The sequence below is a fragment of the Pseudoalteromonas shioyasakiensis genome, assembly GCF_022398475.1.
GTDB lineage: Bacteria > Pseudomonadota > Gammaproteobacteria > Enterobacterales > Alteromonadaceae > Pseudoalteromonas.
In genome coordinates this window covers 1-26475 of record NZ_JAKEVM010000018.1, presented here as the reverse complement: position 1 = coordinate 26475, position 26475 = coordinate 1, and the positions used below count along the sequence as shown (strand labels likewise).

At 42.3% G+C, this 26475-nt stretch carries 27 protein-coding genes; 13 read left to right on the top strand and 14 right to left on the bottom strand.

Annotated features, from left to right (window positions below; genetic code table 11):
- The first annotated feature begins 275 nt into the window (after positions 1 to 275).
- Positions 276 to 1898, top strand: a complete 1623-nt coding sequence (nadB, locus tag L1D51_RS05595; RefSeq protein ID WP_054562255.1) for an L-aspartate oxidase — start codon at positions 276 to 278, stop codon at positions 1896 to 1898.
- Here nadB and L1D51_RS21850 read toward each other — a convergent pair.
- Entirely contained in the window at positions 1873 to 2232 is a 360-nt protein-coding gene (locus L1D51_RS21850) for a protein YgfX (protein ID WP_425605532.1), read from the bottom strand. The genes nadB and L1D51_RS21850 overlap by 26 nt on opposite strands.
- A gap of 40 nt (positions 2233 to 2272) precedes the next feature.
- Complete coding sequence (locus tag L1D51_RS05590) at positions 2273 to 2524, bottom strand: FAD assembly factor SdhE (protein WP_054562257.1); 252 nt, start codon at positions 2522 to 2524, stop codon at positions 2273 to 2275.
- A 120-nt stretch (positions 2525 to 2644) separates the two neighbouring features.
- On the opposite strand from L1D51_RS05590, the gene ygfZ reads away from it, so the two are divergent.
- Positions 2645 to 3556 (top strand): tRNA-modifying protein YgfZ, encoded by a 912-nt coding sequence (gene ygfZ / locus L1D51_RS05585; RefSeq protein ID WP_054562258.1) that lies wholly within the window; start codon positions 2645 to 2647, stop codon positions 3554 to 3556.
- Between the two features lie 12 nt (positions 3557 to 3568).
- Positions 3569 to 4054, top strand: a complete 486-nt coding sequence (locus L1D51_RS05580; RefSeq protein ID WP_054554327.1) for an FKBP-type peptidyl-prolyl cis-trans isomerase — start codon at positions 3569 to 3571, stop codon at positions 4052 to 4054.
- Between the two features lie 53 nt (positions 4055 to 4107).
- Here the strand turns inward: L1D51_RS05580 and L1D51_RS05575 are convergent, their stop codons facing one another.
- From L1D51_RS05575 to L1D51_RS05555, 5 genes are all read right to left on the bottom strand, one after another.
- A complete protein-coding gene (locus L1D51_RS05575) occupies positions 4108 to 4578 on the bottom strand; it encodes a hypothetical protein (RefSeq protein ID WP_054562259.1) in 471 nt (156 codons plus the stop codon).
- A 14-nt stretch (positions 4579 to 4592) separates the two neighbouring features.
- Entirely contained in the window at positions 4593 to 5387 is a 795-nt protein-coding gene (locus L1D51_RS05570; protein ID WP_370316364.1) for a DUF481 domain-containing protein, read from the bottom strand.
- A gap of 59 nt (positions 5388 to 5446) precedes the next feature.
- Positions 5447 to 5767: an HI1450 family dsDNA-mimic protein gene (locus L1D51_RS05565; RefSeq protein ID WP_054562260.1), complete on the bottom strand. Its 321-nt coding sequence runs from the start codon at positions 5765 to 5767 to the stop codon at positions 5447 to 5449.
- A gap of 118 nt (positions 5768 to 5885) precedes the next feature.
- Entirely contained in the window at positions 5886 to 8999 is a 3114-nt protein-coding gene (locus L1D51_RS05560; protein ID WP_054562261.1) for an efflux RND transporter permease subunit, read from the bottom strand.
- 9 nt (positions 9000 to 9008) lie between these two features.
- Positions 9009 to 10211: an efflux RND transporter periplasmic adaptor subunit gene (locus tag L1D51_RS05555; RefSeq protein ID WP_235575478.1), complete on the bottom strand. Its 1203-nt coding sequence runs from the start codon at positions 10209 to 10211 to the stop codon at positions 9009 to 9011.
- Positions 10212 to 10469: 258 nt separating this feature from the next.
- Between L1D51_RS05555 and L1D51_RS05550 the strand changes: the two genes are divergently transcribed.
- The 7 genes from L1D51_RS05550 to L1D51_RS21730 all read left to right on the top strand — a co-directional run bounded on the left by L1D51_RS05550 (position 10470) and on the right by L1D51_RS21730 (position 16647).
- Complete coding sequence (locus L1D51_RS05550; protein WP_054562262.1) at positions 10470 to 11261, top strand: crotonase/enoyl-CoA hydratase family protein; 792 nt, start codon at positions 10470 to 10472, stop codon at positions 11259 to 11261.
- Between the two features lie 69 nt (positions 11262 to 11330).
- Complete coding sequence (locus tag L1D51_RS05545) at positions 11331 to 11684, top strand: CidA/LrgA family protein (RefSeq protein ID WP_054562263.1); 354 nt, start codon at positions 11331 to 11333, stop codon at positions 11682 to 11684.
- On the top strand, positions 11674 to 12384 hold the full coding sequence (locus L1D51_RS05540) for an LrgB family protein (RefSeq protein WP_054562264.1): 711 nt from the start codon (positions 11674 to 11676) through the stop codon (positions 12382 to 12384). Before L1D51_RS05545 ends, L1D51_RS05540 begins: the two co-directional genes overlap by 11 nt.
- A gap of 33 nt (positions 12385 to 12417) precedes the next feature.
- Positions 12418 to 13257: a mechanosensitive ion channel family protein gene (locus L1D51_RS05535; RefSeq protein WP_054562265.1), complete on the top strand. Its 840-nt coding sequence runs from the start codon at positions 12418 to 12420 to the stop codon at positions 13255 to 13257.
- A 100-nt stretch (positions 13258 to 13357) separates the two neighbouring features.
- The gene (locus tag L1D51_RS05530) at positions 13358 to 14509 is read left to right on the top strand and encodes a PepSY-associated TM helix domain-containing protein (protein ID WP_152966950.1); all 1152 of its coding nucleotides are present in this window, start codon (positions 13358 to 13360) and stop codon (positions 14507 to 14509) included.
- Positions 14509 to 14979 (top strand): hypothetical protein, encoded by a 471-nt coding sequence (locus tag L1D51_RS05525; protein ID WP_054562267.1) that lies wholly within the window; start codon positions 14509 to 14511, stop codon positions 14977 to 14979. Before L1D51_RS05530 ends, L1D51_RS05525 begins: the two co-directional genes overlap by 1 nt.
- Before the next feature lie 255 nt (positions 14980 to 15234).
- A complete protein-coding gene (locus L1D51_RS21730; protein ID WP_054562268.1) occupies positions 15235 to 16647 on the top strand; it encodes a family 43 glycosylhydrolase in 1413 nt (470 codons plus the stop codon).
- 32 nt (positions 16648 to 16679) lie between these two features.
- Here L1D51_RS21730 and L1D51_RS05510 read toward each other — a convergent pair whose 3' ends face one another.
- Both L1D51_RS05510 and L1D51_RS05505 read right to left on the bottom strand, forming a co-directional pair.
- Complete coding sequence (locus L1D51_RS05510) at positions 16680 to 17429, bottom strand: RIO1 family regulatory kinase/ATPase domain-containing protein (protein WP_054562269.1); 750 nt, start codon at positions 17427 to 17429, stop codon at positions 16680 to 16682.
- Positions 17430 to 17515: 86 nt separating this feature from the next.
- The gene (locus L1D51_RS05505; protein ID WP_054562270.1) at positions 17516 to 17980 is read right to left on the bottom strand and encodes a MarR family winged helix-turn-helix transcriptional regulator; all 465 of its coding nucleotides are present in this window, start codon (positions 17978 to 17980) and stop codon (positions 17516 to 17518) included.
- A gap of 127 nt (positions 17981 to 18107) precedes the next feature.
- On the opposite strand from L1D51_RS05505, the gene L1D51_RS05500 reads away from it, so the two are divergent.
- The 3 genes from L1D51_RS05500 to L1D51_RS05490 are packed head-to-tail and all read left to right on the top strand — an operon-like array spanning position 18108 to position 20461.
- Positions 18108 to 19259, top strand: coding sequence for a hypothetical protein (locus L1D51_RS05500; RefSeq protein ID WP_054562271.1), 1152 nt, complete (start codon positions 18108 to 18110; stop codon positions 19257 to 19259).
- A gap of 48 nt (positions 19260 to 19307) precedes the next feature.
- Positions 19308 to 20198 carry a dienelactone hydrolase family protein gene (locus L1D51_RS05495; protein WP_054562272.1) on the top strand — a complete coding sequence of 297 codons (891 nt, stop codon included), beginning with the start codon at positions 19308 to 19310 and terminating at the stop codon, positions 20196 to 20198.
- Positions 20199 to 20245: 47 nt separating this feature from the next.
- Positions 20246 to 20461, top strand: a complete 216-nt coding sequence (locus L1D51_RS05490; protein ID WP_054562273.1) for a hypothetical protein — start codon at positions 20246 to 20248, stop codon at positions 20459 to 20461.
- Positions 20462 to 20538: 77 nt separating this feature from the next.
- On the opposite strand, the gene L1D51_RS05485 is transcribed toward L1D51_RS05490, so the two are convergent.
- From L1D51_RS05485 to betI, 5 genes are all read right to left on the bottom strand, one after another.
- Positions 20539 to 21246, bottom strand: a complete 708-nt coding sequence (locus tag L1D51_RS05485; protein WP_054562274.1) for a TorF family putative porin — start codon at positions 21244 to 21246, stop codon at positions 20539 to 20541.
- Between the two features lie 11 nt (positions 21247 to 21257).
- Complete coding sequence (locus L1D51_RS05480) at positions 21258 to 22475, bottom strand: BCCT family transporter (protein ID WP_239963137.1); 1218 nt, start codon at positions 22473 to 22475, stop codon at positions 21258 to 21260.
- A gap of 129 nt (positions 22476 to 22604) precedes the next feature.
- Entirely contained in the window at positions 22605 to 24275 is a 1671-nt protein-coding gene (betA, locus tag L1D51_RS05475) for a choline dehydrogenase (RefSeq protein ID WP_055197897.1), read from the bottom strand.
- Positions 24275 to 25738 carry a betaine-aldehyde dehydrogenase gene (gene betB, locus L1D51_RS05470; RefSeq protein ID WP_054562277.1) on the bottom strand — a complete coding sequence of 488 codons (1464 nt, stop codon included), beginning with the start codon at positions 25736 to 25738 and terminating at the stop codon, positions 24275 to 24277. Before betB ends, betA begins: the two co-directional genes overlap by 1 nt.
- Position 25739: 1 nt before the next feature.
- Positions 25740 to 26330: a transcriptional regulator BetI gene (gene betI, locus L1D51_RS05465; RefSeq protein ID WP_055020667.1), complete on the bottom strand. Its 591-nt coding sequence runs from the start codon at positions 26328 to 26330 to the stop codon at positions 25740 to 25742.
- Positions 26331 to 26475: the final 145 nt, after the last annotated feature.

Here is a 26475-nt window from a genome sequence, read left to right as displayed (position 1 = left end):
ATAGCACGCAAATAAATTGAGTCATACCAATCTTATTACACGACAACCTCAATAACTGCTTAAAAATCAACGGTTATCTAAATTGAATTCACAATTAAAAACAGCTAACAATAAACTGTTTATGTGACGATAAAACTAATAAGATTGGTATAACGTATTAAAATGACTAATAGTGTTAAAGCAAATATGGTACATATACGTATACCACATAAAAATTTATTTGCTCAAACTTTTGGCACTACTAGCCGAGCATTGTAACCGCAAAGACCACAGACATGAACCAAAATAAACATCACATTACTGATGTCGCTATCATTGGCAGCGGCGCCGCTGGCCTTTCTCTTGCTTTATCGCTTGCTAATTACTGTAAGGTGACGGTACTTAGTAAAGGCGCATTAACTGAAGGTTCTACCTTATATGCTCAAGGTGGTATTGCAGCAGTATTTGATAAAAAGAATGACAGTATTGAATCTCATGTTGAAGATACACTCGATGCAGGCGGCGGATTATGTGACCGTGATGCGGTTCACTACACAGCAAGCAATGCTAAAAAATGTTTAAAGTGGCTTATTGAGCAAGGCGTACCTTTTGATATGGAATTCGATTCAAAAGGTAAAGAGCGTTTTCATTTAACTCGCGAAGGTGGTCATAGTCATCGTCGTATTTTACATGCTGCCGATGCAACTGGCCGAGCAGTGCAAACAACCTTAATTAGCCAAGTACAAGCACACCCTAACATCACTCTGTTAGAAAACTACAATGCCATTGATTTAATTACAGATAAAAGCTTAGCCAAAAAAGGCAAGCATGTTCACGGCTTATACGTCTGGAATTGTGTTGATAAAAAAGTTGAAACCATTGCAGCTAAATTCGTATCACTGGCAACAGGCGGCGCAAGTAAAGTGTACTTATATACTTCTAACCCTGATGTATCGAGTGGTGATGGTATAGCAATGGCATGGCGTGCAGGGTGCCGTGTTGCCAATATGGAGTTTAACCAATTCCATCCAACAAGTTTGTACCACCCAGAGCTGCAAAACTTTTTGATCACCGAAGCAATGCGCGGTGAAGGTGCGTATTTAAAACGCCCTGATGGCACTCGCTTTATGAAAGACTTTGATGAGCGCGAAGAGCTTGCCCCTCGCGATATTGTTGCTCGTGCTATCGATTTTGAAATGAAACGCCTTGGTGCGAACTGTGTGTACCTTGATATTAGTCACAAAGACAAAGACTTTATCATTGAACACTTCCCAACTATCTACGCAAAATGCTTAAGTGTTGGCCTCGACATTACCAAAGAAGCCATTCCTGTGGTGCCTGCTGCACACTATACCTGTGGCGGTGTTATGACCGACTTTAATGGCCGTACAGATTTAGATAACTTATACGCGGTTGGCGAAGTAGCTTACACAGGTTTACATGGTGCTAATCGTATGGCGAGTAATTCGTTACTTGAATGTATCGTGTTTGCCCATGCTGCCGCGAAAGATATTCTGAGCAAAATCGATGCAAGCCCTGCCCTTGAAGCCTTACCACTTTGGGATGAAAGTCGCGTAACTAACTCAGACGAAGAAATCGTTATTACCCACAACTGGCATGAACTAAGGTTATTTATGTGGGATTACGTGGGTATTGTACGCTCAACAAAACGTTTAGAACGTGCGCTTCACCGCGTTGAATTACTGCAGCAAGAGATTCACGACTATTACGCCAACTTTAGAGTTACAAATAACTTATTAGAACTTCGAAACCTAGTACAGGTTGCAGAGCTTATTATTCGCAGCGCCCTTGAGCGTAAAGAAAGTCGTGGTCTTCATTACACGATTGATTACCCAGAGCAAAACGAAAATCCAACACCAACAATTTTAACCCCTAAGTCGGTTGCTGCACTGCAATAATCGCACGCTTTAAACGCGAGAAACTTTCTTTATCAACACTGGCTGAGCTTATAATCAGCCAGTGTGATTGATAAAACCCAACCAGCCTCAGCACTACAAAATTAGCAAACACATAACTTTTAGCTGTTATCTGGCCTTGAATTTTAAGTTTGTCGTTAACAAACCTGAGCTCTGCTTGCTCTAAAATTATAAAACCCTTTTCAGGCTGTGCTTGCTGGACTTTTTTAAAACTAAGAATGGCTAAGAAAAAGCACGCTAAACAAGCCAAAAGTTGAGCGAAAACATGCTGGTAAACAAAGCATAATATGATGGCTGTTAAGCAAAAAAAGACCACAAAGGGTTTGTGGTCTGGGGTGTTATTTGTAACGGTAAATCTATACACGAACTCGGTCTAAAATTAACGCGACCATACCGTTAAGCTCTGGGTCTTTACACTCTTCATGACCCATGAACCAGGCGAATAAATCAGGATCATCGCACTCAAGTAAGCGTTGAAAAACGGCTTGCTGTTCTTTTGATAGTGAGTCAAACGCTTCTTCAACGAATGGCATAAATAAAACATCTAGTTCTAACATACCGCGACGGCATGCCCAACGAATACGTTCTTTACTGTGAATTTCAGTCATTTTAAACCTCGTACTTATTTGTCTGCAGTTTACCAAATTGCTATCGAATAAACAGCTATTTAAATTGCTACCCTAACTAAGTTATCATTAGCGCTCATTCATATCGTAAAGAAGGTTTTTATGTCGACTGTTTACGCATGTCCTTTATCTTATTCACTTATCAGCCTAACTGGCAAAGATAAGTTGTCTTACCTTCACGGACAAATTACGCAAGATATCAACAAATTAACTGATGATAACTTCCTTTGGGCTGGCCACTGTAATGCAAAAGGCAAGCTTTGGGGTGTGTTTAGGTTGTTTTCACACCTTGATAGCTATTACCTTGCGGGCTCAAAACCTGAGGTAGAGCAATCGCTAGTCGAGTTAAAAAAATATGCGGTATTTTCGCAAGTAGAAATTCAGCAATCTGAAAAACCGCTAATTGGCTTACTAGGTGATGACCTAACAGCGACTCTAGAAACCTTAGCAATTAATTTTGACGACGAGCACAGCGCAGTCGACTTTGCTGGCGGTAAAGCGTTAAAGCTTGCAGATAACCGTGTCTTGCTTATGGTCAACGAAGAATTTAGCTTACCTGATAACGTCACAGCTCTTGATGATGACGCGTTATGGCAACAGGCAGCTATTGCCGCAGGCGAGCCGTCATTAAACAGCGACGCTATTGGCGAATACGTACCGCAAATGGTTAACTTGCAAGCGCTTGGTGGTATCAGTTTCAGAAAAGGCTGCTACACAGGGCAAGAAACCGTCGCTCGTATGAAATACCTAGGCAAAAATAAACGTGCTATGTATATAGTTTCGGGCAAAGCTGAAGGCTTACTTGACGAGCTTGAACTCGAAACACAAATGGGCGAAAACTGGCGCCGTGCTGGCAAGCTTATTAGCCAAAGTTTTAATCAACAAACGCAAACCTTAATGGGTCTGGTTGTGCTTCCTAACGACAATGAAGCAGGCCAAATTTTGCGAGCAAAACACCTCCCTCAGGTAGAGTTATCTATTCAAGCTCTGCCTTACTCTCTCGAAGATGAATAAATAGGAATGACTATGATCGTAGCAGCAAACAAAGTGGTAAAAATGCATTATTCAGTATTGGATAATAACAAAAACACCATCGACAACTCTTTCGATGGCGAGCCACTAGTGTTTATCGTTGGCACGGGTTTCTTAATTCCAGGCCTCGAAAATGCGCTATTAGGTAAAGAAGCGGGCGACACATTCAGCGTAACAGTTGAGCCAGAGCAAGGCTATGGTGAGCGTCACGATGACCTAATGCAAGCAGTGCCAAAATCAATGTTTGAAGGTATGGAAATTGAAGTTGGTATGCAGTTCCGCGCTACGACAGACGCTGGCGACCAATCAGTAATGATCATTGAAATTCAAGACGAAGACGTTATTGTAGATGGTAACCACCCTCTTTCAGGTATTACCCTTCATTTTGATGTTGAAGTACTTGAAGTACGCGATGCAACTGAAGAAGAATTAGCACATGGTCATGTGCACGGTGAAGGTGGTTGTGGTCACAGCCACTAAACCATTACTATAAAAAAAGCGCCATTGGCGCTTTTCTTATATCTGCTGTGTTCTTATTCGACTACTTCTTCTGTATCCACAGAAGCGTCTGTCACAGGTTCTGCAATATGCTCTCTAAGCGCAGCAAGTAAGCCTTCTTGGTCATTTGTCCCTAAGCGATAGTGCGTGCCATCTTTCATTGCCAATTCAACAGCACTAAATCCAGATACACTGTAAACCCAGCCATCATGCGTGATACGCAGACCAATACCATGGCGAAATGAATTACTTACCGCTCGAACTGATTCAATCTCATCAAAAGTCACTGTTTTACCAAATACACCCGGACCGAATGCCCAGCTTACTGTTTTATCGCTCACCTTAATCGTTAAGCCATGAAACAAAAAGGCCACCAGCACTAAGATAGCGCTAAACACCATAAGAGGAATATCTGCACCAATTAAGTTCCAAGCTAAGGCAATGAAGGCGCCAATCCAGCCTAAGATAACAAAAATAAAAATAGCGTACTGTTTATGTTGATACATTCTGAAGTATTCTCTTAAAAGCTATAAACAAAGGTTGCACTCAGCTCAGAATCGTACTTGAGCTTATCTTCCTCTGGTTTTGAGTTATAGCGATACATGTAAGTAAATTTGAGTGATACATCACCCATAATTTTGCTGATCAGGGATGTTTCTGACTTTAAACGCGAGTTTAACCCTGACAATGATTGTTCATAACTGACATCTTGATTAAAGCGAGTACGAGCAGAGACCGTACGCTCCCACTGCAGCGCTAAACGAAGCAGATAACCTGTTTTTGTTTCATCTTCTTCTGTTGCAGTCTCTTGATCAGCCACCGAGCGGTATAAACCAGGGCCCACATCGATATCGACTTTATTCTTGCTGCCTTGGTAAATGCGGTTACCGTAACCAGTCGCTATGGTGCTCTTAAACTCAAGACCACTAAACTTATCTCGCTCATAGTCACCATATATGAAAAATGACTCATTTTTCACATTTAGCTTATAGTTACCTTGGCCCGATACAAAAATACGGTCAGCAGAGACTTCTTCATCACCAGTTTCTTCATTACGGTCACGTTTGTATAAAGTATCGAGCTTAAATTGGTTACGCCACTTTTCGAAATCTTGGTATAGGTTACCTTTAAGTTTGAAGCTGGTTGAGTTGGTATTGCCACGGCTTACCATAAAACCAAACTCCATATCTCCGTACAGCAACTCGCCTTTATGAATTTTATGGATTTCTTCTTCTGATAATTGGCCGTACTCATGGAAGTCTTCAAACGGATCAACAGCAAAAGCCTGCCAACTGCAAACTAGCAGGGCGGGCAAAATAATTCGTTTTATTGAATTAAAACAACTAAAAGTAGAGTCAAACATCGGCTGGAGAGTTATTCGCTATCTTTCCAAAGAATGTGGCAAAACGGTGCATCTTTGTCTCGGCTAATTAAAATTTTCGCAAACAAGATATCTTGATTGTCGAATTCTAGTCCTACTAAGACTTGTACAAATAGCTCAGGTTCAATTTCGAGTGCAACAAAATCTTGCCACTGCTCGTCAGGCTCACCTTCTTCAATAAAGCCAAGCTCTTCTCTGTGCTCGTTAAAATCAACAATATCTTGCTCGCTTAAATTATCAGGCGCTAATTCTAAAAAGATATCATAAGCCTGATGAGTTACTTCTTCTTCACTGTATAAGCGTGGACCAGCCATTCCTTAAACCTCTGCACATGTGTGTCGCTTTGAATCTGGTTATGATAACAAACCTCTTTTGAGTTTTACCAAAAAAAAAGCCAGGTTGCCCTGACTTTTTTGTAATTAATAACAGATTTTACTCAGCACTTGCTGTGCCTTTTATTTTTTCGCGCATTGATTGCACGAGCGTATAAAATAGAGGAACAAGCAAGGTACCAAAAATGGTTGCAGCTAACATCCCGAATAACACGGTAATACCGAGCGATATTCGGCTACCTGCCCCTGCGCCACTTGCAAACACCAACGGCAATACGCCAAGTACAAACGACAGTGCCGTCATCAACACCGCTCTAAAGCGTAATCTTGCCGCGTTAAGAGCCGCTTCAAAAATACTTTTGCCTGCCGCGCGCTCTTCCATAGCAAACTCAACAATCAAAATGGCGGTTTTGGTGGACAAGCCAATCAGTAGCACTAAACCAACCTGTGCATAGATGTTGTTTTCCATACCAATTACATACAGCGCAAGCATGGCACCAAATAACGCCAGCGGTACCGCTGCAATGACCGAAAACGGAATTGTCCAACTTTCGTATTGCGCTACTAAGAATAGATACACAAATACTACCGCTAAGCCAAACAAGATTGGCGCCATGTTACCCGCTTCAATCTCTTGTTTAGACTGCCCAGCCCACTCGTACACATAGCCTGTTGGTAATTGCTCAGCCAACTCTTGCATTGCTTTAATAGCATCACCACTAGCATAACCCGCCGCAGGTTGTCCGCTAATGCTTGCACTTCGGTATAAGTTAAAGTGCGTTAAACTTGTAGGGCCAAGAATTGGCTCAAGTTTAGCCAATGTAGTGAGCGGCACCATTGCTCCTTCATCATTACGCACGTAGTAGTGCTGTAAGTCTGCGGGGTTTTGACGAAAACGGCTTTCCGCCTGCATGATGACACGGTAAGTACGACTGAACTGGTTAAAGTCATTAATGTATAATGAGCCCAGTTGCGCCTGTAAAGTTAAGAAAATATCGCTAAGCGCGACCCCTTGAGCTTTTGCCTTATTACGGTCAATTTCAAGAAAATACTGCGGCACATTGGCTCTAAATGTACTGTAAACATTTGATAGCTCTGGGCGCTGGTTCGCTTCATAAATTAAGCCATTTAAAACTTGAGCAAGCTCTGCAGGCTCGCGCCCTTCACTATCTTGTAACCTAAACTCAAAGCCAGCACTGTTACCAAGCCCCGGAATTGCAGGCGGGTTAAAGGCCATGATTTGCGCATCAGGCATCGCCCAGAACTGCCCCATTAAGCGCGTTAGTACCGCTCGTAAACCAAGATCAGGGCTAGTTCGCTCTTCCCAGTCTTTCAGTACTACGATACCAAGCGCATTATTAGACCCCGCACCACCGAGTAATGAAAAACCAGACACCGCAATAAAGTCGGTTGCCGCTGGTTCATTTTTTACAATGTCGCCCAGCTTATGCATTACATCTTGGGTACGACCGCTAGCTGCGGCATCTGGTAATTGCACATCAACAAAAAGAAAGCCTTGGTCTTCTGCTGGTACAAAGCCTGTAGGCACCGTTTTTACCAACCAACCTGCAGCAGCAAAAATAACCACTGCAAACAATGCCATTCTTGCTGTACGTTTGAGGATAAAGTTAATAACTTTACTGTAACCATTAGTTGAACGAGTAATAATGTTCTCGAATGGTGCTAGCCATTTAATCGGCTTCATGGCTTTTTCACTTAACAATAAAGCACACAAAGCAGGGCTTAATGTCAGTGCATTTAAAGATGAAATGAGTACTGCAAAAGAAATCGTCACCGAGAACTGTTTATAAAGCTCCCCGGTTATTCCCGGCATAAAGCCTACTGGCACAAACACCGCAAGCAAAACTAAGGTCGTTGCCACTATCGGCCCCGATACCTGCTCCATCGCTTTGGTAACCGCTTCTTTAATTGGCAGCTTTTCTTCTTTAAGTATTCGTTCAACGTTTTCAATAACGATAATGGCATCATCTACCACGATACCTATTGCAAGCACTAAACCAAACAAGGTGATTAAGTTGATGGAGTAGTCCATCATCATCATAAACGCGAAAGTCCCCACCAAGGATACCGGAATAGCCACCGTTGGAATGAGCGTAGCGCGCCAATTTTGTAAGAATAAAAACACCACTAAAATAACTAAGCCAACCGCTTGAACAAGGGTTACAACTACTTCGTCAATCGAGCGATTGATGAACTCTGTAGTGTCATAAGGAATTGAGTACTCAACACCATCAGGTAGCTGTTTAGCAAGCTCAGCCATACGTGCTTTTACATCGGTAGCCACTTGTGTCGCATTCGCTTCTGTTAGCTGATAAATAACTAAGAATGCAGTGTCTTGCTGGTTTAACTTTGCTGTTGTGCTGTAGCTTGCCGCACCTAATTCAATACGGGCAATATCGTTTAAGCGCACGAAGTTACCATCTTTACTTGAGCGAATGATGGTTTGCCCAAACTCTTCAGGGGTTTTTAAACGCCCTTTTGCCTGAATCGAATATTCAAATTGCTGGCTCGGTGCAGAGGGGGCAGCCCCCAGTTTACCTGCTGCTACGATAGTATTTTGCTCTTGCAGCGCAGCTTGAACTTCTGACACAGTTAAACCCAGTGACGCCATTCGATCTGGGCGTAACCACAAACGCATTGAATAGGTTTGTTCACCCATTACCTCAGCAGATGCAACTCCATTTATTCTGCCAAGTGGCTCGGTTAAATAGTTAGTTGCATAGTTACTTAAGAAAATAGCGTCGATATTTTCTTGGTTAGAGTACAAGTTGATACCAAGTAGCATCGAGCTCGATTTTTTCTTAACCGACACACCTTGGCGCTTAACCTCTTCAGGTAAGCCTGCTTCTGCAAGTGCCACACGGTTTTGTACGTTAACTTGGGCAATATCTGTATCTGTGCCGACCTTAAAATACACAGTTATGTTGGCCGTGCCGTTATTCGACGATGTTGATTCGATATACATCATATCTTCAACACCATTAACCTGCTCTTCTATGGGCCGGATCACCGACTCTTCGACAATTTGCGCACTTGCACCTGGGTAACTAGCACTAATTTGTACCTGCGGAGGGGTTATTTGCGGATACATATTCACAGGCAGCAAGGCCATTGAAATTAAACCCGCAATGGTAATAACAATCGAAATTACCAAGGCAAATTTTGGGCGAGATATAAAAGTTTTACTGATCATATCTCACTCCTAAGAGTTAGCTTTGCTAGAAATAGTGCCGGTTGTTTCATCGACATTTTTTTCAACAGCTTTCACTTCAGCGCCTTGGCGAACTTTTTGTAAACCTTCAATAATGACTTTTTCACCAGCCTCTAAGCCTGACTCAACAACCCACATTGCATTAATACGACGACCAAGTTTAACAATCCGCATAGCCACTTTGTTTTCGTTATCAACAACGAGCACAAACTTACCTTGCTGGTTTTCTTGTACCGCTACTTGAGGAATGAGTGCCAAGTCTTGTTTATTGGTGCTTTCAACGATCAAGGTGACAAATAAGCCCGGCATGACAATGCCATCTGGGTTATCAAAAGCGGCTCTTAGCTCAACCGTGCCTGTGTTGCGGTTAATTTTGGTATCAGCAAAATCAAGTTCGCCTTTATCAGGGAAGGTCGAATTATTCGGTAAGCGTAAAGTTAAATCGATTGGCACATCGCGAGGGTCTTTATCTGACGGTGCTTGATGATTTTGGCGATAAGAGATGTAGTCTGCTTCTTCAACCTGAAAACTTACATAAATTGGGTCTACATCGGTCAGCTCCGCAAGCTCATTGGATGATGGCCCAACAATATTCCCCACATCATAGTTCACTTTACCAATACGCCCTGCAAACGGCGCACGAATTTCGGTATAACTTAGATTAAGTTTTGCTTTTTCAAGTTCAGCTTCTGCGGCTTTAACAGCTGCGGTGGTTTGCTCAAAATTAGTGGTTAGTTTATCGAGGTCTGATTGTGAAATAAAACCTTGCGCGGCCACATCTTTGCCGCGTTTTAAATCACGTTCAGCGGCGCCCGCTGCGGCAACTTTACTTTTTAAGTCAGCTTCAACTTCTGCCACAGTAGAGCGGTACTCTGATGGGTCAATACGCAGTAAAAGCTGATCTTTTTCGACCGATGAACCTTCATTAAAGTGACGTTCAATTAGTTCACCCTCAACTCGGGCTCTAATAGCAACCTCTTGGAATGCTTCAGTACGCGCGACAAACTCTCGGTAATTACCAACTTCTTGTGTGACGACATTAAATACTGATACGGCCGGTGGCGGCGTAGCTTGTTGTTGTGCTTTATCATCTGAGCAGCCAACCAATGTAGTTGTTAATGCTACAGAAATTGCAGCAAAAGCCAAAGAACGAGATGATTGTTTAGTTATGCGAGCTGTTTTGCGCATCAGCATATATTTACTCCTTGTTGCGCGACTTAAAGCTAAGTCTAGTCGTGTCATGGGATTTTGCGAAAGTATCTAACTAATCACAAAATCAAACTAGCGATGAACTAGCATCTTTGTTTTAAAAATATACACCAATTTGTAACTAAATATATGACAAGGTTACCCATTTTTGGAAAATATAATGATTACTTGCGACACATCAGCAATTCTTTACTTAGTTGTAATTAACTCGTAAGCTCTAGCAAACAGGTCAGAGGAGTTACCATGATAAAACTAGAAATAAAACAACAAGTCGCATGGGTTAGCCTTGCTCGTCCCGAGAAACAAAATGCACTCAGTTTTGCCATGTTTGTCGAGCTTTCAAACGTAATCAAAAAAATTAAACGTGATCGCAGTTTACGTGCGGTGGTTATTTCTGGTGAAGGCGAACACTTTTGCTCTGGATTGGATGTTGCTGCGGTGATGAAAAAGCCAAGCAATATCATCAAGCTTTTATTCAAGTGGTTACCAGGAAACCAAAACTTAGCGCAAAAAGTTGTACTAGGTTGGCAAGACTTAAGTATTCCGGTGATTGCGAAAGTAACCGGACACTGCTTTGGTGGCGGTATGCAAATCGCACTCGGTGCTGATTACCGCATCGTCGATAAAAACGCTAAATTAGCGATCATGGAAGCTCGTTGGGGCTTATGCCCTGATATGGGAGCTAACGTGGTGCTTGCAGGTTTAATGAAGCGTGATCAAGCACTTTGGTTAGCAAGTCATGCAGGGCCAATCTCTGCTGAAGATGCTAAGGAGTATGGTTTAGTTACACAGCTCACTGATGACGTTGATAAACAAACCGATGCTGTACTAGAAACCCTACTAGCGCGCTCACCAGATACTCTGGCAGCAATTAAACGAATTACTCAGCAAAGCTACCGTTCACAGCAGCGTAAAATTCTCGCTAAAGAAACCTGGAGTCAAATTCGCTTACTGATGAACCCTAATACTAAAAAGGCGATTGCAAAGGCGAAAGGTGCAGAGGATATTCAATTTAATAATGCCAAATCATGGTAAGCTAAAGTCGCATAGTACAACTGACAAGGGTATGATGTAGTTGTACTTTATTCGCAATTATCCTGACTTATGAAATACCTTATCAGTAGTGTCATTATTCTTACCTGCTTAGCCGTTGCAAAGTTTTTAACGGCTTTGCTTGAAAGCTCTTTCCCTGCCCCATTACTCGGTATGGTGTTACTTCTCGTGCTACTGTTAACGGGCCTCGTTAAAGAACAACATTTAAAACCAACAGCCAGCCCTTTACTTAATTATATGCCGTTGTTCTTCATCCCTGCAGGGGTTGGCATTATTGAGCACCTAGGTTTAATTTCGCAGAACTGGACTTTATTACTAACTATTTTTATTGTCGTGCCACTGACCAGTGTTTTACTCATAGGCGCTGTTATCGCTTATTTTAAGGGCCGCGAAAATGACAGTTAGTTTATGGTGGCTCTGCGTTCCGTGCATTATTGCGCTTTTCTTAGTACTGCGGTTTTTAAACGCGAAAACCCAGCATGCCACTGCCAAAGCGCTTAGTAATCCTGTGTGCTGGGCAATTGTGTTAACTGCAGCGTTGTTAGTGGCATTTAAGCTCCCTTATGAGCCTTTTGCCGAGCACAGTAAAGTTTTAAGCTGGTTGCTTGAGCCTGCCATTGTGGCATTGGCTTTACCGCTTTATCAGCAATTTATCCACGTAAAAAAGAACCTACTGCTAATCCTCATAAGTTGTAGCTTAGGGGTGATCAATGCCACCTTGGTCGCCTCGCTAATATGTTATTTTTTTGCTGCCCCTGCTCAGCTAAGCGCATCCCTAGCAAGTTTATCTGTAACAACACCCATCACCTTATTAGTAACTGAGTCACTGGGGGGGATTCCTTCTTTGGCGGCAGCCATGGTGATTTTTATTGGCGTACTTGGGGCTATATTTGGTAATTTGATTTTCTCGCTGATAAATATCCGCAACGCCCAAGCAAAAGGTGTTGCCATTGGTACCGCTTGCCATGCCATTGGCACAGCATCACTGATTAGTGATCAGCCAAAAGCAGGTGCCTTTGCCTCTGTGGCGATGGCATTAAGTGCGCTACTCAGCGCGATAATAGTGCCGATACTTTATCCTGTTATTCAGCATGTTCTGGTATAGTCAGAATTCGCAGTAACCTTGTTAGGAAAACACATGATTGACTCAGAAATACAGCAAGTCGAAAAATACTACAATCTGATCATGGAATATTTGGTCACCTACAGTATGCAAATTTTAGGTGCCATCTTAATTCTATTTATTGGTTTATGGATTGCGCAAAAAGTATCGAATATGGTTGCTGGACTCATGCAGCGTCACAATATCGATATTACCCTCACCAACTTTGTCAGTAATGTCATCAAAGTATTGCTGATCATTATGTTCTTGGTTATTGCCCTTGGCAAAATTGGCATTAGCGTGACCCCATTTGTCGCTGCCATTGGTGCTGCATCTTTAGGTGCTGGTTTAGCAATGCAAGGCATGCTTTCAAACTATGGTGCGGGCCTTGCCATCATTGCAACAAGGCCATTTGTTGTTGGCGATACTATTGAAGTAAAAGGCGTGAGTGGGCAAGTTAAAACCATTGAGCTTGGTCACACAATTTTGATTAACGAAGAAAAAGTCGAAATCACCATTCCTAACAAACATATTGTTGGTGAGATTTTACATAATTCGTTTAGCTATTCATTAGTTAAAGGTGAAATAGACATCGCTTATGATGCCAATGCAGACCTCGCTATTGAGCTTATCGAAAAAGTGTTAGACGAGCATGAGCTAGTTAGTGACTCTCCTCATGCACAAGTCGGTATTGAGCGCTTTGCTGAGAGCGGTGTTACCTTGAGCTATCGCTTTTGGGTGCCAACCACCAAAATTATTGAGACCAAATTAGCGGTGAACCGCAATGTATTTAAAGCAATTCAAGGAGCGGATATCGAAATTCCTTTCCCACAACGAATTGTTACCCTCAATCAAACTAATGATAAAGGCGCTTAAAGCGCCTTTTTTGCAGCTCGTCGACAGAGATTGTGTTTGTTCAAAAGATTGTAGTACAATTTAAATGATAACAATTACTATCATCAATTAACGTCGGGCTATTTTTACCATGAGTAAACGTCTTTGGTTCCAACTACATGGTTGGTTTTCACTCCCTGTATGGGTGCTATTTTGCTTTATCTGTGTCACAGGCACTGTGTCTGTGATAAGCCATGAGCTTACCTGGCTCACCAACAGTGAGGCACGCGCAAACAACCCAAATGATTTACCTGCACTTGGTGTTGATCAAGTTATTAATAGCGTTGAAAAAGCCTACCCGACTGCCGATGTAATGAGCGTGCTTACTTATGAGCCTTACTTGGTTAATGCGGTTATTTTCACTGATACCGACAAACCTTATGCTGTGGCTTATGTCAATCAATACACCGGCGAAGTACAAGCGGTTAATGACACTATCTCATTCATTGAATTTATGCGTACCCTACACGGCTGGTTATTCTTCCCTTGGCAAGAAGGTTACAGCATAGGTTACTACCTCGTCAGCGCCATGGCCTTTGTTATTTTAGGTGCACTAGTAACTGGTTTAGTGATTTATAAAAACTTTTGGCGTGCATTTAGTCAGCCAAAACTACGTTTTAACCAAGGTAAAAAAACCTTTCTAAAAGATTTACATACCCTAAGTGGTGTTTGGTCAATTTGGTTTATGGTAGTAATGGCACTCACAGGTCTGTGGTATTTAGTGCAAGCCATCATGTGGCATAACGAAATAGACATTGAAGAGCACGCACCGCTCGTGGCAGTGTCAACTTTACCTGCGGATAAACAAACACCGCCAACCGACTTAAAAGCGGCACTGGCTATTACCAAAGAGAAATTCCCAGATTTCAAACCTAGTTATGTGATGCTGCCAGAGCATAACCGCGGCATGTTTAATATCATGGGCAGTGGCGATACTATTTTCTACGATAACTACGCTTACTCAACTTCAATCAATCCTTGGACAGGTGAAATTGCAGCAAGTAAAAGCCCAGAAACCATGTCGGGATTACTCACCCTTTCACATATCGCCGATCCGCTGCATTACGGTAACATTGGCGGTCTGTGGACAAAGGTTATCTGGTTTATCTTTGGTTTAATTTTAAGTGGTATGTCGATCACTGGTTTTATGATGTATGCCGCAAAATTAGTAAATAACAAACCTGTAAAAGCGCGCCAATCAGCGCCAGTGAATAACGTTCAGGAGGCAAACTAATGGCTCGTTTACAAGCAACTTGGTGGCAACGTAAAAAGTATGTTTTACATGCTGTGGTACTGGCTTTACCTGTATGGTTTATTTATCAGTCATTAAACCCTCAGTTTCCTGCACTTTGGCAAGAGCAACAAGCGGGCGAATTTAAAATCGCCCCGATGCCGCTAAATGAAGATGCCCCGTACTCACACCACAATGAGTATGTGAAAGATTTCTTTATCGCCTTTAATCAAGGTGACATAAGCAATGTTCGTCAGGCGTATTTAAATATTGGCCAAGCACCTTTAGCACTAACGGAGTTTGCTAAAGATGAAGAAGGCATAATGCATGGCACCAATCATGGTCAGCACGCCCATGCGATAGCTCCTAAATCCATCTCAGCAGATGATAAACTGTGGATCACCATCCAAACTTGGCAAGGCCAACTGCATACCCTCAAATGGGATATTCCCAGCCAGTTTATTACTCAATAACATCCGAAAAGCCACTCACTGAGTGGCTTTTTTGTATCTCAGCTAAACACTAAAGTCCCTTCCAAAATCGTGAAAGGTAAAATTTTTGTTAATTATTTTTACCATCCACCTTTACAAAAGTAATAATATAATAAAGTATTATAAATGGTTTTCATTTGCACCAATACTCTTAACTGAGTTAGTAGCTGTAGATCAAAACTCATCCAAGGAGCAGAACACACAAGGAAAGCTCAATAACAATGATTTGGAGACACAATGATACTTTCAAAAAAAGCCCTAGCTGCACTCAGCTTGGCAACAACCCTCATACTGCCCAGTGCTTATGCGATTGATAATGGCGTATACACCATTAAATCAAAGTACAGTGCTAAGTTTGTTGAAGTAGCCAGCGCGCAAACCAACGACGGTGCAAATGTTAGTCAGTGGGCTGACACTAATCACGACACCCAGCGCTGGTTAATCACCAACATAGGTGGCAGCAACTATTCGGTTATTAACTTAAATAGTGGTAAAGCCCTAGAGGTGTTTGACTTCTCGACCGCCGATGGCGGCAATGTGGTGCAATATGAGTACGCTAATCTTGCCAGCCAACACTGGCAAATTAATGAGGAAGGTAGCGGCTATTACAGCTTTATTAACGATCACAGTGGTAAGGCTCTTGACCTATATGCTTTTGATGGCAACGATGGCGCAAATATTAGCCAGTGGAGCTATAACGGCAGCGATGCACAGCAGTGGCAGCTAACCAAGCTTGCTAATGTTGAATCAACCCCTTGGGATCCATCCACAACTAATGGCGCTGCAGACCACTGGCCACTTACAGGTAATTTAGTCACCCACGATCCAACACTTGGCTATGAAAATGGCACTTGGTGGGTTTTTCAAACAGGCCCTGGTATTTACGGTAAATATTCAAGCAACGGTGTAGATTGGAATGATGCGCAACCAATTTTCTCAAATGGTTTAAGCTGGTGGAGTAACTATGTGCCAGATCATGATGGAATTGATGTCTGGGCGCCTGAATTAAAAAGCTACAATGGTCGTAGCTGGCTTTATTATTCGATTTCGACCTTTGGTTCACGTGTTAGCGCTATTGGCCTTACCTCAGCAAGTAGTGTGGCAGCCGGTGATTGGCGTGATGATGGTTTAGTAATTAACACGACCAATAGCAATAATTATAACGCCATTGACCCCGATCTCGTGGTAGCAAAAGATGGAGCACCTTGGCTTGCCTTTGGCTCATGGAATTCGGGTATTAAACTAACGCGTATTAACCCAATGACCATGAAACCATTTGGTCAAATCTACTCTTTAGCAAGTCGCTCTGGTGGCATCGAAGCACCTACCATAGTGTATCGCCAAGGCTATTACTATTTGTTTGTTTCAGTTGGCAAATGCTGTGATGGCACGAATAGTACTTACCGTATTGCGTATGGTCGCTCTAGTGACATCCGCGGCCCATACCTAGATAAAAATGGTACCGACATGTTAGCCAGCGGCGGGAGCATTCTTGATGCGGGTAATAGCCAATGGGTAGGTCCAGGTGGACAAGACATTTTAAATACCGATGTGATTGTTCGTCATGCCTATGATGCAGGTGATAATGGTACCCCTAAATTGCTCATCAGCACCCTGAATTGGGATGCGAATGGTTGGCCTAAATACTAGTTCTCCCCACTAAGCGCGTGCAAGCGCGCTTTTTACAATCTATCTAATATACTGCGAACAAATTCAGAATTAAGAATCTGAGTTACAGCCCCGCTACACCATAAATAGGCACGTTGAATCGGATAACCTTTAAAAATCCAACGCTTACGCACATGATTAAAGTCGTGCAAATAATCAGCCTTTGCTTGCGGTAACGAGTCTTTGGCTAACTTATGCCATGCTTTATAAACCCCACTCATATCGGCACCACGCATAAAACGCTGTAACCAGCGAGGAAAGCGTGCAAAGCGAATCGCTGACTGAAAATCAATAATGTAAGGCTTGCCGTCTTTTGAACAAATAACATTACCTAAATTACGTAAGTCGAGGTGCACCACGCCGCGGCGATGCATTTTTGCTACCAAACGCTCAAATTCTTTAAAGAACTCACTCGGTAAATGCTGCTGTTGCAAGGCAAGCTGGCGAAGTGGCGTGCCTTCAATAAAATCATAAGCAATAGCAATTGATGACAAACGACAAAAGTTATCGACCACTCCGTCTACATCTTGCAGGCGTGCCAGCCCCTTGTACTCTTGATTGATAAAAAGCGGCGCGATGGTTTTTCTCACCCACCATGGGCTGTGCTGAAAATCTTTAATAATTAAATCAAATTTCGCGTCTTTATAACGATAAACAATGGCATTGGCAAAGCGGCCTGTGTGAACAACCGACAAACCTTCGGGGCTAAATTGATGAGCTGGAAATTGAGCGTGAAGCTGCGCAAGCAAAGATGATTCAAACATAACAACCCGGACTTGTTAAAATTAAATGCCTAGGCAACTATATTATCAAAATGCGTCTACAGCGACAATGTACCGCTTAGAGAAATTTATGCTTTTAAATTATGAATTGCTCTAAACAATAAGCTTGCGAGTTGCTCTTGCTCATCATCAGAGAAGCCTGTGAGTGCTTTGCGATAGATATCATTTACAGTAGGTAAAATTTCTGGGTAAAGCTGTTGGCCTTTTTCAGTCAGGCATAAAAGAGTTGAACGGCGATCTTCAACTGACTGCTTTTTAGCAACTAAGCCCTTGTCTTCTAAACGAGAAAGTAATCGACTCATGGCACCACGGTCATACACCATGTGCTCACAAAGCTCAGCCAAGGTATTTACTTTACCGCGCGCAAGTAGCACAACCACAATGTACTGAGCCGACGTTAGCTCTTTATCCTCTAAAGCATCATCAAGATGAGTCACTAGGTTTGAACGTAAGTAAGAGACTAAGCGACCTAAGTCTTGCACGGGATCTAAATCTTCAATACAGCACTGGCCAATTGATGCAGGTTCTTTCATATTTCCTCTAAAGCGGTTAATAGCAATTCATAGACAGTTAATCGGAAAAATAATTCAATCCTATTAGATTGCTTCAACAGCTATGAATAGTGTAGCGTGAAGAAGCGTACTAACTGTCGGGGGCGTTATGCTAACTAAACAACATATTATCAAGTATTTATCTCTTACAATACTGCTACTTCTTTGTTGGCTAGAGCATTATAACCATTTCATTATGCGCTTTATCGACAGCGCCCTAGTACAATCAACCCTAGTGTACGCTTCATCACGTACAGTTAACGCTGCTATTTCGCTATTGCAATCAGCCGAAGTGGGCATTGGTATTGCGAGTATTCAACCTGCACAACTACTCGACCCAGTAAATGACCTAGCTGAATACATGTCGGATGCTATGCGCTTAGCTATAGGCTCGTTATTTTTACAACGCATTTTATACACCATTTCTTCTGGGGTTATTTTTAGCAGTCTCTTTACAGTTTCGGTTGTCGCATACTTTATTTGTGAATGGCGTAACTTCTTACCCAACTTACGTCATAAAATTATGGCGAGTCTTATTTTAATTCGCTTTTTAGTGCCTGCTGTGGTGCTTACAACAGGCCTCGTGAGCCAAGTATTCTTAGATGAGCAAATAAACCAGCAAAGTGAAATCGTAAGCGAAAAAGTCGAGACGGTGAATAGTAGTGCAAATAACACCTCTGCCCTATCAGCCAAGCTAAAAGCCGAGGTCGATAGTGAAAAACAAACCATCTTCGACAAGCTCTCGCTATTAAATGAGCAGCAGATTAAGAACCACCAGCGAGCCACTGAGCTCAAAGGTGATTTAGCAGAGGTCGAAGCCCAAATAGAAGCGATTCAAGCAACCCGCAGCTTGTCTGAGCGACTGACCTTTACTGAGCTTGAACAAGCCAAGCCATTACTTGATAAAAAGCAGCAATTAACAGCGCAGTTTAATGCGGTACTAAACCAGCAAAGACAGCTGAACCTAGACAAAGACGCCTTAAACAAGCAACTAGAAAACCTTAACGCATCACTCAATCAAGACCAATCGTCGCAGGTGAGTAAAATTATCGATACCGTCACCTCTGGTATTAGCAACATGGTGGCTGCCGTCGAAGACTTATTTATCGACTTTTTGAATATCTTGTCACTGCTGATTTTAAAGCTGTTATTAATGCCGCTAATATTTTTATACCTATTTAACAAAGCCTTTAAGGCTATTTGGCAACGCCGCTTTATGGACGTAGTAATGCAAACAAAACAACTGGCTGTTAATCGCTGATATTTCAGCTAAAGTTATAAACCTAACTCGTTTTTAAAGGATATAAGTATGACTGAGCAACGCCATAACCACATTCCCCAAGAAGCTTTCGATTGGTACGATGAATACGCACATGGCTTAATGGACCGTCGCACCTTTATGAAAAAGCTGGGTGGCTTAGCTGCCCTTGGCTATTCAATGGCAATGCTAAGTAGCGCTTTACTACCGAACTACGCATTAGCTGAGCAAGTATCCTTTAATGACCCTGATATTAAAGCCAGTTATAAAACCTTTGATTCGTTTAAAGGTCACGGCGAAGGTAAAGGCTATTTAGTCGAACCCGCTAATTTAACGGGCAAGCTCCCAATAGTATTAGTGATCCACGAAAACAGAGGCTTAAACCCTTATATTAAAGATGTTGCTCGCCGCCTTGCCAAAGCCGGTTTTATTGCCTTTGCGCCAGATGCATTGCACCCTCTTGGTGGCTATCCTGGTAATGATGATGAAGGCCGCGCAATGCAGCGCTCTATGGATAAAGAAAAAATCCAACAAGACTTTATCGCCGCAGCTGAATACATAAAAAGACACCCAAATAGTAACGGTAAACTCGGTGCGGTAGGCTTTTGCTTTGGTGGTTATATGGTTAACTACCTAGCTGCAGTTGATAGCAAACTAATTAATGCGGGCGTACCCTATTACGGCACTCCGGCTGTTAAAGAGCTGAGACAAAATATCAAAGCCCCACTGCTAGTACACTTAGCTGAGTTTGATAACCGCGTTAATGCAACTTGGCCAGAATATGAGAGCGACTTAAAAGCGCATCAAGTGCCTTACACGATGCACATGTATGAACAAGCAAATCATGGTTTTCATAACGACTCTACATCTCGTTATGATGAAAAACAGGCGGAGCTTTCATGGCAACGCACATTGGCGTTTTTCAATGAGCAATTGATTTAAACAGAGCAATTTCATACACTCTCGAAAAAATTTAGGCTAGAAAAGAGATGGAATCGCAAGTCAGTTATCGCTTTGACTCACAGCAAACCGCTAATCGGTTTTTAAACAAGCTTAAACATTGGTCAGTGGCTAAAGTCACTGCGAGTCTTTGCCAAGGTGGTTATGGCGTGAAAATACGCTACGAAGTCGATACCAGTGGCTTTGATTACACCCTTGCTGAGCTTGATGATTTAGCGATGCAGCACGAAGGCGAAGAGATTTAATACCCATATTCTAAGCATAAAAAAACGGCTAACAAAGGTTAGCCGTTTTTATTAAAGCTGCGCTAGCAAAACGCTACTTATAAATCAAAGCTACGTGAAATAGACGCGACAATGCGCTCATCTGCGGTATCCCAGTCAAGGCTGGTATTTTCTCCTGCAAGCTCAAAATCAAAACCTGCAAAGCTTGTTTGATAGGCTAAACGATAATGGTTGTATGACTTATCATTACCATCCCAAGCAAACTTATTGCCATCTAATGAGTTAGATACATCAAAACTGGCACGAATTGCATGATTTGGGGCAATTTCAAAGGTATGGGCAAGCATAGAAATCACATGCCCAGCATCGGTACCGAAGTAATCCCAAGCGTACCAGAAGTTAAGTTCTGTAAAACCTAGGCTATTGGTATAGCCAAACTTTGCATAAGTCTCAAAATAATTACCATCGCTTGAGTAATCTTCACCGTGGTATGAGTAGTAAGCAATACCATAATCAATACTAAGAGCGTCAGTTAACTCAGCATAGTTACCAAAATACGCATCCCACTCGATGTCTGTGCCATCGCCAAAATCTACATTTGAAGCCCAAGTACCTACATACATACCTGAATCTGCAAAGGCATAATCTAAGCTCCCCTGAATCGCGGGGTCATTCATGGTTTGGCTTACACCATTAAAGGTGTAATCTGAAGCCAATGTAACCGTAGTCGATAAGTCAGCCATAGCTGATGTCGATAGTAATGCCAATGGCAACGCTGCTGCTAATACTGTTTGTCTTGTTGTCATGTTGGTTTCCCTTAGCTAACTGTTTCTATTTTTGTGTAATCTAATTTGTTGTCTTTTGGTGAGCCTTCGATATTTTTCACTGTTTTTAACTTGCTGTAGCCAATAAACACAGCACAGCCGAAAAATAACGCGATAACGAGCGCACCAACCCATTGGATCTGTAAAAAGTCGAACTTAAACAGCAGGGTTAATAATGAAAGCGCCACCACATTTAAGGCAATGTAATTAAATTTACCTAAACGCTTCACCGTTAAGTTTAGGTTATCTGTGTATAAACGGATCAAAGAATCAAGTGAGTTGATCACAAACACCACACCAACAAACACCATAGCGATGTTTTTCAGGCCTGCTGTTGCAATACCCGCTTCATGATATTGATACAAAACACTAAACCAGATAGCGATTGGAATAGACGGGAAAATCAACATAGCCGCCAGCACTTGGTAAGTTTTTAAGCCACCCACAAAGCGCGAAGTAAATTGACCAATCATGATGCTCCAAGCAAACCACCAAAACAGGTAGAAGGCATGGTAATCATTCAGTGGTAATACAAACTCATTGATGTTGCCAAAGTAGCTGCCAATTAACGCAAGGTTATCAACAAATGCTGATGTTTGTGCATCAGAACCCACAAAGGCACCGAACCACATAAATGCGATTAAAGCGATAAACAACCAAGTAGTAGAAATACTTAAAAAGCGTACATACTTAATGTCTGTGCTCGAATAAACAGCAAAACAAATCGCTGCAAACACCATTACGTAGAATGTCGGAATAATTGACTCACCATCACCAAGCGACGGTAAATACCAAGGTAAATTCGACAGCAGTAAAAATGCAGTAAATGCGCATGTACCAATAATAACGATGTTATTAATTAGTTTTACCCAAGCAATTTCAAAGAATTTTACTTTAGGTTCTATTACGCAGAAATAAAAGCACGTAAGGAAATAAAATCCCCAGATCAAGAAGCCCCAAAAACCAAACTCGATGGCTAATGGATTGGCAAACGCATACTCTGGGCTTGCTTTTATGTCTGCATAACCTGCAAACTCTGTCAGTGGAAACATAATCAAGCCAACATCTAGGCCCGATGTAAATAAAATTGCAATGAACGTAAACGTTCTAACCGGTGTGACGCCAACACACCTTACCGTACCCCATTTAAATAAAATAACCGCAATTGCTAACAGGGTAAAAATGATGCCAGCACTAAGCCAAAAGGTCATAGTTACCCCCCCAAAATAAGTAATAATACTTCATTGTTTCTCCAGTTTTATTCCTCGCATTAACGCACCACAAACAACTCGTGATGCGCGCCACTGCAAGCCCCACAGCCGAAACTGCGGGTGGCCTTATTAGATCTCCGAACTACGCTGCGTTGATTGCCATTGTTTTTCCATGGCAACATCTGCAGTTGATGCCGATAACACAGGCTTACCTAAAATGTGGTCCGCCGCTTTTTCTGCCACCATAATGGTTGGCGCATTTAAATTACCGTTTGGAACGGTTGGGAAAATAGATGAATCTACAACCCGTAAACCTTCGATACCGTGCACTTGAGTTTGCGAGTTAACCACGGCCATCTCGTCTTCACCCATCTTGCACGAACATGACGGATGGTAAGCACTCTCAACCGCTTGACGAACAAACGCATCGATTTCTTCATCGCTTTGAATATCTTTACCGGGTTGAATTTCACCATCGCGATACTCATCAAACGCATTTTGTTCGATAATCTCACGAGTTAAACGTACACAAGCTCTAAAGCCTTCAATGTCATCTTGGTGCTGTAAGTAGTTAAATTGGATCTTAGGTGCAACCTGTGGATCCGCCGACTTAATCGTTACTGCACCACGGCTTTTTGGTTTGTTATGCCCAACATGAACTTGGAAGCCATGACCATCAAAGGCACTTTTACCGTCATAACGAATGGCAGCTGGTAAAAAGTGATACTGAATATCTGGCCATTCAACACCCGGTTTTGAGCGAATAAATGCACATGATTCAAAATGGTTCGTCGCCCCTAAACCTGAGCGGTTTAATAGCCAACGAGCGCCAATTAGCCCTTTTGAAACAAGGCCTAATTTGCCGTTTAAAGTAATTGGTTGCTTACACTTATATTGGAAGTAAAACTCCAAGTGATCTTGTAAGTTTTGACCAACACCTGGTAAGTGATGTTTAACCTCAACCCCCGCTTCGCTCAGGATATCTTTATCACCAATACCTGATAATTGCAGAATATGCGGTGAGCCAATTGGGCCCGCACTTAAAATAACGTCTTTTGCTGCAAATGCTTGCTGCTTAGAGCCAGACACTGAAAACTCAACACCAACGGCTTTTTTGCCTTCTAGCAGAACTTTTTCAGCTAAGGCACCGGTGATTAGCGTTAGGTTTTTACGTGACTTAACTGGGTCTAAATACTCACGGCTAGCAGAGCTTCTTACGCCGTCTTTTACCGTCATATGCATTGGCCCAAAACCTTCTTGCTGGGCTGCATTGTAGTCATCAGTTTGCGCATAACCTGCTTGTTGGCCCGCTTTGATAAAGGCTTTATAAAGCGGGTTAGCCATTTCATTACCGTTATTAACCCCTAATGGGCCGTTATCGCCACGGTAACTGTTACCACCTAAGTAGAATGATTCCGCACGTTTAAAGTACGGTAAACATGCTTGATAATCCCAACCATTAGCGCCGTGTTGCTGCCACTCATCAAAATCTTTGGCATGACCACGTACATAGACCATCCCGTTAATCGATGATGAGCCACCTAACACCTTACCTCGTGGGCAATGCATTTGACGGTTATCTAAATATGGCTCTGGCTCGGTATGAAATTGCCATGCATATTTGTCAGTATTCATTGGGATTGATAGCGCGGTAGGCATCTTTATAAAAATGCTTTTATCACTACCACCCGTTTCAAGTAATAACACCTTATTCGAAGGGTCTGCTGATAGTCGGTTTGCCAACACGCAGCCTGCAGAGCCAGCACCGACTATGATGTAATCATAGTTCTGTGTACTCATTAAAATGGACTCTCTATATTGCTCATACCCACATAAATCGATTTAGTTTGGGTATAGTGATCTAAAGTTTCGATACCGTTTTCACGGCCGATACCTGATTGCTTGTAACCACCTACTGGCATTTCTGCAGGTGAATTACCATAGCTGTTTATCCAACAAATACCGGCTTGTAACTGGTGGATAACGCGGTGTGCACGCTGAATATCTTTAGTGAACACGCCTGCGGCTAAGCCTAGGTGCGTATCGTTTGCACGCTGAATAACGTCATCTTCATCATCAAACACCAACACGCTCATTACCGGGCCAAAGATCTCTTCTTTAACTATGGTCATGTCATCTTTACAGTCGACAAAAACGGTCGGTTCCACAAAGTAGCCGTTTGGCGCAGATACTGGTGATAGTGCCTTACCGCCGGTTAATAAGGTTGCGCCTTCTTGAATACCTTTATCGATATAGCCAAGTACTAGCTCCTGGTGTTTTTTAGAGATAAGCGCCCCTAAATTCACCTCAGGATCCATTGGGTCGCCAGCAATAATATTTTGCTCAGTGCGTGTTTTCAGCTCATCAATAAACTGCTGATAAACATTTTTATGTACATAAATGCGCGTACAGTTAGTGCAGATTTCGCCTTGCGTATAAAAATTACCTAACATTGCCGCACTAACAGCTTGTGATACATCGGCATCATCAAATACTAATAACGGTGACTTACCACCAAGCTCCATGGTCACATCTTTAAGTGAACCAGCAGCGCTTGCCATTACTTTTTTGCCTGTGCCTACTTCACCAGTGAAAGACACTTTTTCAATATTTGGGTTTGCTGTTAACCATTGCCCTACTTCAGCAGCGCCTTGCACAACGTTGAATACGCCAGCAGGTACACCCGCTTCGATGAAAATCTCTGCAAGTTTAATTGCACCAAGTGGTGTTTCTTCAGAAGGTTTGAAAATAACCGCATTACCTGCAGCCAGTGCTGGGCCTGATTTCCAACAAGCAATTTGTAGTGGGTAGTTCCATGCACCAATACCGGCACAGATACCTAAAGGCTCTTTACGTGTGTAGTAAAAATCATTGCCAACCATTTGTTGCTGACCCACTTGCGCAGGAGCAAGACCAGCAAAATATTCAATAACATCGGCGCCAGTTTCAACATCGACACACTCGGCTTCTTGCCAAGGCTTACCCGTATCAAGTACTTCTACTTTTGCCAGTTCATCGTTACGATCGCGTAAGATTGCCACGGCTTTTAATAAAATACGGCTACGCTCAATTGGCGTCATTGCAGACCATGCTGCAAACCCTTGTTTTGCGCTTTCGATTGCCGCGTTTTGAATAAACTCATCAGCAATTTCAACGTGATAAATCACTTCATCCGTTGCAGGATTCTTAACTGCAAAGGTATCGCCAGTTTGATTCTTTAAAAAATGGCCATTAATAAAATTTTCGTAAACAGGTGTGGTCATTTTAGGCTCCATACTGTTTTATCAGTGAACGAATGTAGTCTTTGGCTAAACGCTCACAATTTTCGAATTGATCTTGGTCTGACTTACTTAATACGGCTCTTAGCCATAAACCATCGATCATGGCTGCACTTAGCTCAGCAGCTAAATTGGCATCGCTATCGCTCATTAACTGTTTGAATGAGCTTAATAAGTTACTAAATAAACGTTTACTATTTACGTTTTGTAAGCGATGCAACTGGGCGTCGTGCATTGAATGCGCCCAAAAGCTCAACCAAGTTTTGGTGTTATTGCTTTGCTGCTGAATACGCGAAAAGTTTGCTTCAACGATAAACATTAATCGTTGCTCTGGACTAGTTTGTGGCGTTACTTGATTCAAAAGTGCTTGCTTTAAGCTGGTCAATAAATAACGCACAGTGGCTTCAATTAAGCCCTGCTTACCACCAAAATAATGACTGATAATGCCAGACGATAAGCCTGCCTTTTTACTAATGCTATTTATGGTGGTGCCTTGCAAACCAAGCTCTGCAACCGACTCTATTGTGGCGTCAATTAACTGCTGACGACGAACAGGTTCCATTCCAACTTTCGGCATAATTTTTTATTGATTGAACGTTCAATTAAAATAAAGGTTAAGGTAATGAGCATGGCAATTCAAGGTTGACAAATTGTAAACAACCGCAAAGCTACACTCGTAAGTTAAGCTAACCCACTGTTCTTACGTTTATTATCCGAAATAT

Excerpts from the sequence above, each read along its gene's own strand:
- nadB (WP_054562255.1), top strand. The coding sequence starts at position 276 with ATGAACCAAAATAAACATCACATTACTGATGTCGCTATCATTGGCAGC.
- L1D51_RS05590 (WP_054562257.1), bottom strand. The coding sequence starts at position 2,524 with ATGACTGAAATTCACAGTAAAGAACGTATTCGTTGGGCATGCCGTCGC.
- ygfZ (WP_054562258.1), top strand. The coding sequence starts at position 2,645 with ATGTCGACTGTTTACGCATGTCCTTTATCTTATTCACTTATCAGCCTA.
- L1D51_RS05580 (WP_054554327.1), top strand. The coding sequence starts at position 3,569 with ATGATCGTAGCAGCAAACAAAGTGGTAAAAATGCATTATTCAGTATTG.
- L1D51_RS05575 (WP_054562259.1), bottom strand. The coding sequence starts at position 4,578 with ATGTATCAACATAAACAGTACGCTATTTTTATTTTTGTTATCTTAGGC.
- L1D51_RS05565 (WP_054562260.1), bottom strand. The coding sequence starts at position 5,767 with ATGGCTGGTCCACGCTTATACAGTGAAGAAGAAGTAACTCATCAGGCT.
- L1D51_RS05560 (WP_054562261.1), bottom strand. The coding sequence starts at position 8,999 with ATGATCAGTAAAACTTTTATATCTCGCCCAAAATTTGCCTTGGTAATT.
- L1D51_RS05555 (WP_235575478.1), bottom strand. The coding sequence starts at position 10,211 with ATGCTGATGCGCAAAACAGCTCGCATAACTAAACAATCATCTCGTTCT.
- L1D51_RS05550 (WP_054562262.1), top strand. The coding sequence starts at position 10,470 with ATGATAAAACTAGAAATAAAACAACAAGTCGCATGGGTTAGCCTTGCT.
- L1D51_RS05545 (WP_054562263.1), top strand. The coding sequence starts at position 11,331 with ATGAAATACCTTATCAGTAGTGTCATTATTCTTACCTGCTTAGCCGTT.
- L1D51_RS05540 (WP_054562264.1), top strand. The coding sequence starts at position 11,674 with ATGACAGTTAGTTTATGGTGGCTCTGCGTTCCGTGCATTATTGCGCTT.
- L1D51_RS05535 (WP_054562265.1), top strand. The coding sequence starts at position 12,418 with ATGATTGACTCAGAAATACAGCAAGTCGAAAAATACTACAATCTGATC.
- L1D51_RS05525 (WP_054562267.1), top strand. The coding sequence starts at position 14,509 with ATGGCTCGTTTACAAGCAACTTGGTGGCAACGTAAAAAGTATGTTTTA.
- L1D51_RS21730 (WP_054562268.1), top strand. The coding sequence starts at position 15,235 with ATGATACTTTCAAAAAAAGCCCTAGCTGCACTCAGCTTGGCAACAACC.
- L1D51_RS05510 (WP_054562269.1), bottom strand. The coding sequence starts at position 17,429 with ATGTTTGAATCATCTTTGCTTGCGCAGCTTCACGCTCAATTTCCAGCT.
- L1D51_RS05505 (WP_054562270.1), bottom strand. The coding sequence starts at position 17,980 with ATGAAAGAACCTGCATCAATTGGCCAGTGCTGTATTGAAGATTTAGAT.
- L1D51_RS05500 (WP_054562271.1), top strand. The coding sequence starts at position 18,108 with ATGCTAACTAAACAACATATTATCAAGTATTTATCTCTTACAATACTG.
- L1D51_RS05495 (WP_054562272.1), top strand. The coding sequence starts at position 19,308 with ATGACTGAGCAACGCCATAACCACATTCCCCAAGAAGCTTTCGATTGG.
- L1D51_RS05490 (WP_054562273.1), top strand. The coding sequence starts at position 20,246 with ATGGAATCGCAAGTCAGTTATCGCTTTGACTCACAGCAAACCGCTAAT.
- L1D51_RS05485 (WP_054562274.1), bottom strand. The coding sequence starts at position 21,246 with ATGACAACAAGACAAACAGTATTAGCAGCAGCGTTGCCATTGGCATTA.
- L1D51_RS05480 (WP_239963137.1), bottom strand. The coding sequence starts at position 22,475 with ATGACCTTTTGGCTTAGTGCTGGCATCATTTTTACCCTGTTAGCAATT.
- betA (WP_055197897.1), bottom strand. The coding sequence starts at position 24,275 with ATGAGTACACAGAACTATGATTACATCATAGTCGGTGCTGGCTCTGCA.
- betB (WP_054562277.1), bottom strand. The coding sequence starts at position 25,738 with ATGACCACACCTGTTTACGAAAATTTTATTAATGGCCATTTTTTAAAG.
- betI (WP_055020667.1), bottom strand. The coding sequence starts at position 26,330 with ATGCCGAAAGTTGGAATGGAACCTGTTCGTCGTCAGCAGTTAATTGAC.